Source organism: Nonomuraea sp. NPDC049129 (assembly GCF_040648495.1).
Lineage (GTDB): Bacteria > Actinomycetota > Actinomycetes > Streptosporangiales > Streptosporangiaceae > Nonomuraea.
The window spans coordinates 1-5332 of record NZ_JBEZDU010000064.1 but is presented as its reverse complement, the minus strand read 5'-3'; the positions used below and the strand labels follow the sequence as shown (position 1 = coordinate 5332).

At 68.5% G+C, this 5332-nt stretch carries 5 protein-coding genes and 1 pseudogene; all 6 read right to left on the bottom strand.

Annotated elements, in window-relative coordinates:
- Nucleotides 1–248: 248 nt before the first annotated feature.
- Nucleotides 249–1157 (bottom strand): CDP-alcohol phosphatidyltransferase family protein, encoded by a 909-nt coding sequence (locus AB0B64_RS60685; RefSeq protein WP_358207661.1) that lies wholly within the window; start codon nucleotides 1155–1157, stop codon nucleotides 249–251.
- A 280-nt stretch (nucleotides 1158–1437) separates the two neighbouring features.
- Nucleotides 1438–2553, bottom strand: coding sequence for a CU044_5270 family protein (locus AB0B64_RS60680; protein WP_358207657.1), 1116 nt, complete (start codon nucleotides 2551–2553; stop codon nucleotides 1438–1440).
- On the bottom strand, nucleotides 2546–3118 hold the full coding sequence (locus AB0B64_RS60675) for a sigma-70 family RNA polymerase sigma factor (RefSeq protein ID WP_358207653.1): 573 nt from the start codon (nucleotides 3116–3118) through the stop codon (nucleotides 2546–2548). Before AB0B64_RS60675 ends, AB0B64_RS60680 begins: the two co-directional genes overlap by 8 nt.
- A gap of 120 nt (nucleotides 3119–3238) precedes the next feature.
- Entirely contained in the window at nucleotides 3239–3385 is a 147-nt protein-coding gene (locus AB0B64_RS60670) for a hypothetical protein (protein WP_357961056.1), read from the bottom strand.
- 93 nt (nucleotides 3386–3478) lie between these two features.
- Nucleotides 3479–4357 carry an MFS transporter gene (locus AB0B64_RS60665; protein WP_358207648.1) on the bottom strand — a complete coding sequence of 293 codons (879 nt, stop codon included), beginning with the start codon at nucleotides 4355–4357 and terminating at the stop codon, nucleotides 3479–3481.
- A 185-nt stretch (nucleotides 4358–4542) separates the two neighbouring features.
- Nucleotides 4543–5226, bottom strand: a pseudogene (locus AB0B64_RS60660) (Tn3 family transposase); the annotation flags it as partial.
- Nucleotides 5227–5332: the final 106 nt, after the last annotated feature.

The following is a 5332-nucleotide window of genomic DNA, read 5'->3' as shown; positions in this document are numbered from 1 at the left end:
CTATCTTCACATTTCCGTCCGGGGTGAGGGGGCCCCCTGGGGTGACGCGTGAAGTCGGGGGCGGTCGCGGGGGGCCCCGGCCCGGGCCCGGCGAGTGGCCTCGCCGGTCCCGGACCGGGCGCATGTCGTGCGCTTTGGTCCTGGGCAGGGCGCATGGCGTGGCGCCTGGCCGAAGCGCTTTGCCGGGGGTGAGGCCCCGGAGGTAGGAGCGTGGGCGTGTCGGTCGTGTTCGGGAGAAGGGCGGGCGTCTACCCGAGTGTGGAGAGTGTGGAGTGCGTGGGCGGCGGCGGGATGCCGGCCAGAGCGCGGGTGAAGTCGCGGGAGGACAGCCAGAGTTTGTACATGATCGCGGCCTCGAAGACGAGCAGGAGGGTCGCCGCGCCGATGGTGACCGCGACGATCTGGCCCAGCAGGGGGCCGACGATGAACACGGCCATCTGGAACTCGATGCCGCTGACCAGGTGGGTGCGGACACGATGGGCGCGCAACCATTCGCGGACGCGGAGGTACCAGTCGAAACGCGTGCGAAACTCCTGCTGAAGGTCAACAGTCCCGGCCGGGCGGACCGTGATCTCGTCGGCGTCAAGGTCGCCGTCTTCGAGCAGCAGATCTGCGGAGACGGTCGGCAGGCCGGCCGTGGCCGACTCCTGCGTCGCCTTCTTCAGCGTGCGGCGCATCTGCCGCCGGACCTTCGCGATTTGAAGGGCGTCGACATAGCGCAGCATGTCGAGAAAAACGATCATGACGCCGAGAACCAGATAGATCTCCTGCCCGCTCGCCGCGTATTGCCCCCAGGTCAGGGCGAGCGTGCAGGTGAGCACCCGAATCCGGTCGAAGACGTAGTCGAGCCAGCCGCCTAGGACGGTTCCGGTGCCCTTCAGGCGCGCGATCTTGCCGTCCACGCAGTCCAGCACGAAGCTCAGATGATAGAGAACGGCTCCGGCGACCAACCACGCCCAGTCGGCCATTGCGAAGCAACCGGCCGACCCGAGCCCGAGAACGAAGGCGCCCCAGGTGATCTGATTCGGGGTGATCGAGGTCCGGTTCGCGGTCACGGCCACGAGCGGGCCCGCCAGGGGATCCACCAGGAACACCGTCCACCAGGCGTCTTTCGCCTTATAAGTGCGCGAGCGCACCTCCGCCACCGTGAACGTCATCGAGAGAACCTCCCTGGCCCGCTCCGTGACCCGCGATCCCCCCAACCCCGGCCCCGGCCTCTACCGGCACCGGAACTTCGGATGACGCCTCCTCGTCCCCGGGAGAACAGGACCGGTCTTTCAAAGATCATCATCAGCGTATTCCGAATCGCCTGTTTCTTCTTCGTCGTCGAGCGCATGCGTGTCATCTCCGAGATGCAATGCGTCGTCGGCCCCGAGAAATCTCGCCATCCGCTCTGAGAATTTTTTCAAAACTCCACTTCCATCTCCGATCGCTTATTCAGTCCGCCGATATCCGCTCGCCTGTCAAAGGTGGGCGGTCGCCCGCCTCGTCGACGATCGCGCCCTTGAGCTGGGCGTCCCAGCCGAGGATCTGGCCCTTGCGCACCGCGCTGAAGAGCTCCTTGTGGTCCCGGATCACGACGGTGCGGTAGCCGAGGTACGCGTACGTCTCCGGGTCGATGAAGATCTCGTCGCGCAGGTAGCCGTTGCCGACCCGGTAGAGGGTCACCCCGGGGCGCTTGGCGAGGTCCGACGCACCCTTCTCGTACCGGACGCCGGGGATCCTGGCCATGGCCCCGTACATCGCGGCGCGGATCCTGGCGGGCAGCACGGCGTCGCGCATGCCCTGGGCGATGTACTGGAACGCGTACATGTCCCGCTCGTCGCGGGTGAGCGGAGCGGGCGTGAAGCGGTGGCCGCCCTTGGCTGCCGGGCGGTCCTGCCGCTTCGCGGTCTCCTCGGCGTTGATCTGCTCGTACACGCGCTCCAGCAGCGCGCCGGGGTCCTCCGGCAGCGAGAGCAGGTACGGGTACGTCACCTCGTACTCCGATCCCTCTTCCACCTTGAGCTGGCCGTGCTCCATGTAGGCGAAGCCCTTCTCGTCCAGGCGCCGCCAGCTCTCATGAGTCGTCTTCACCTTCGGAATGCCGAACAGTCCGGGGCCGCCGTCCACCCGCGTCTGGGCGGTGAGGCTCTTCAGGTACGCCCACTGGCCCGGCCGGGGCGTGACGTCCGGCTCTGCCGCGGCCTGGGCCGCCGCGTTGCCGGCCAGGTCTCGCGCGTCGGCGACGGGACGCAGCCGCAGGGTCGTGGGGGACGGGGCGCCGGTCGGAGTCGCGCCCGTACGGGGGACCGCGCTCACGACCCCGGCACGGCCGCTGCCGGTCTCCGCGCCGTTCACCGTGGTCGCCACCAGGACGGCGGCGGCGGCCGCGCCGGCCAGGCCGAGCCCCCACACCGGCCGGGTGCGGCGGACGGCCACGAACCGGGCGGGCCTCCGGTTCCGGGACGCGCGCATGTGGGCCGCCAGCCGGGAACGCGCCTCCGAGACGACCTCCGCGGCCGGATCCGGCATCGCGTCGTGACGGTCGCGTAGCTGCCGCAGCTCATCCATGGTCGATTACCTCCCGTGCCGTGGGGCCCAATGTGGTGCGCAGTTGGCGCCTGGCTCGGTTGACCCGGGAGCCCACCGTGCCGACCGGAATGTTCAGGGCGCGTGCCACCTCCGTGTAACTGAGCTGGGCGCAGGCGACGAGCAGCAGCGCGTCGCGGTCGCCCTTGGACAGCGCCGCCAGCCCGCGCGCCAGCTCGGGGCTCAGCCGTTCGGCGAAGACGCGCTCCACCACCCGGTCGGCGTGCCCGGCGACGTCGTCCGGGCTGGCGGCACGGCTGAGCGCGCGGTACAGGCGGATCTCGCCGCGGCGGTGCCGACCGATCAGGTTCGTGGCGATTCCGTACAGCCAGGCCCGCGCGTCGTCGAAGGCCGGGTCGTAGCGGTGCCGCTGGTCGAAGGCGGCGAGGAACGTCTCGGCGGCCACGTCGTCGGCCGCGCCCGGCCCGAGCCGGGCCGCCACGTACCGGTGGATGACCGGGAAATACCGATCGAAGATCATCGAGAACGCGTCGGCCTCGTGTAACGACCGTTCGATGATCGACGCGTCAGTCGTCGCCTCACTCATGCGTAAGACACGGACAGGGGACGAGCTCATGCATTTGGCGCCTTTCTGAAGAAGTGATCAGCGCTGATTGCCCGAACCCGCCCATCTTCTTCACGCCTTCTTCCGATACGGTCAGCCGGGCTACCGCTCCGTCGGCCGGAGCAGGAGCGTGACGAAGCCGAGCACATCGTGGTAGCCGCCGAGCCACAGGTCGCGGTGCTCGTCGGCGGCGGCCAGGGCCTCGAAGGCCCACGCGGCGTCCACGCGCAGCACCAGGTCGAACGGCACTGCGGCTTCGAACGAGTCGGCCGGGACACCTGGTGCAGCCGGAGCCGGTCAGCCACCCCGAGGCGGACCGCGCGCGACTCGGCCCACCGGCGGCTACGAGTCGGTGTTCCTCATCGGCATTGTGGACGACGGCGCGCACGTCGCAGCCCGCCGCCGAGGAGGACCGTGCAGGACCCAACGGTCAGTAGCCCCCCCGGCGAGGAAAGTGCCTCGTACCTCAGCGAGCGGCAGGACCAGTGCCCCAAGCGCGGCACCTGCCGCAATGCCGGCGTTGTAGGCGCCGGAGTTCGCCGCCAAGGCGATGTCCGTGCGGCCCGGCGCGCAGTGCAGCATCGCGTTCTGAGTGGACATGAACACCGGCCCGAGTGCACCGCCCATCAGCATCAGAAACACCACCGCCGCCACCTGATGAGCGCCGAACGCATACAGGCCGAGCATGCCTACCGCCTGCGTGGCCACGGCGGCGGCCAACGCGGACTGCGGAAAACGGTCCAGAAACGCACCAGTGATGCTCACCCCGGCCAGCTGGCCCAGCCACGTTCCAGCGGGAACACCAAGCGCGAGAGCGAGCGAACCAGCGACGGATAGCGCCCCGACCACCCGCCCCCGGACCTCGGGCGCGAACAGACCCACCGCGACCGGCCCCGTCACGGCCCAGAACAGCGCCTGGGCAAGCGCGGTCAGTAGCCGCGTCACGAGGAGCAGCCGGTAGGAGGCAGCCAGCGCCGCAACAAGACTCGACACCACGAGCGCAGCAAGCAGTCCCGTAAGCACATAGCGTCGGGGTACAGCCCGCACGACGTGGGCGAGTGGCACGGATGCGACGGCCACCGTCACGCCGTAACCAGTAACCAGCAGGCCAACCGCTGACAGGGACATCCGTAGGTCGTCGGAGATGAGCTCCAAGAGGCCGACCGGCAGGTTCTCCGCGGTGTTGAAGGTAAGAGCGGCCAGCATCAGGGCCCCGAGCACCGCCAGCCTGTGTCATGGAGCCGGTTGCCGCGTGATCGTACTGTCTTTTCCTGCCCTCGCGCGTTGTACCTGCTCAGTAGCAGCGTCCATGCAGGTACCCCACCAGGCACACCAGTCCCGCCGCAACCGGATTCATGTGGCTACGCGGTCTTGCGCCCGTTTCTGCCGTATTCCGGTGATACCCGTAGTTGATCTTCTTGTCCTTCGCGGTAGGGCTTGCGGATCTGGCCGCTGGCGCCGTGGCGGATCTTGCGGGCGAGCCGGTGCCGGGACTCCTGGACGGTGAGCTGCTTGTTCAGCTTGCGGCGGTAGGTGTCGTCGATCGGGTCCAGGATGGACAGCAGGTGCAGGGTCTTGTCGATCCGGCCGTACTCGGCGAACGCCTCCCCGAGCGGGGTCGGGGAGCCGTTGCGGGCGAACATGCGCAGCAGGTCATAGGCACGGACCTGGTTGTTCACCAGCGATCCGGCGACCCGAGTCATATCCGACCCCTGGGTGTGAATCCTCATCCGGTTGATCTTGTTGCGGGCAATCGCCTCCAGCGGCCCGTACGCCGGCGCCGTCCCGTCGGGCAGCTCGGCGCGTCAAAACCGCTGATCGCCCAGATCGGCGAAGCGGGGCGCGAACCGGTAGCCCAGCATGGAGAAGATCCCGAAGACCACGTCCGAGTCGGATGCCTGGTCGGTCGTGACGACCTCGGGTTGCGGCCCCGCGTCGATGTTGATCAGGGTGTCGAGGATGTACAGCGAGTCGCGCGGCGTGCCGGGCACGACCATCTGCCCGATCCCCATCACTTGATCATTGACTGCGTTCAAAAGCGTCAGGCCGCGCTTGTAACCGAAGTACTCCGGGGAGGGGGCGGCGTTGAGCCTCCACAAAGCCGGAGCGCTTCATTGTCCCCGGGCCTGCCGGCTTGAGGTGGGCATGTCAGGGCTCTGACAGCTCGAACCAGACGGCCTTGCCGGCAGGGGTAGG

Excerpts from the sequence above, each read along its gene's own strand:
- AB0B64_RS60685 (WP_358207661.1), bottom strand. The coding sequence starts at position 1,157 with ATGACGTTCACGGTGGCGGAGGTGCGCTCGCGCACTTATAAGGCGAAA.
- AB0B64_RS60675 (WP_358207653.1), bottom strand. The coding sequence starts at position 3,118 with ATGAGTGAGGCGACGACTGACGCGTCGATCATCGAACGGTCGTTACAC.
- AB0B64_RS60680 (WP_358207657.1), bottom strand. The coding sequence starts at position 2,553 with ATGGATGAGCTGCGGCAGCTACGCGACCGTCACGACGCGATGCCGGAT.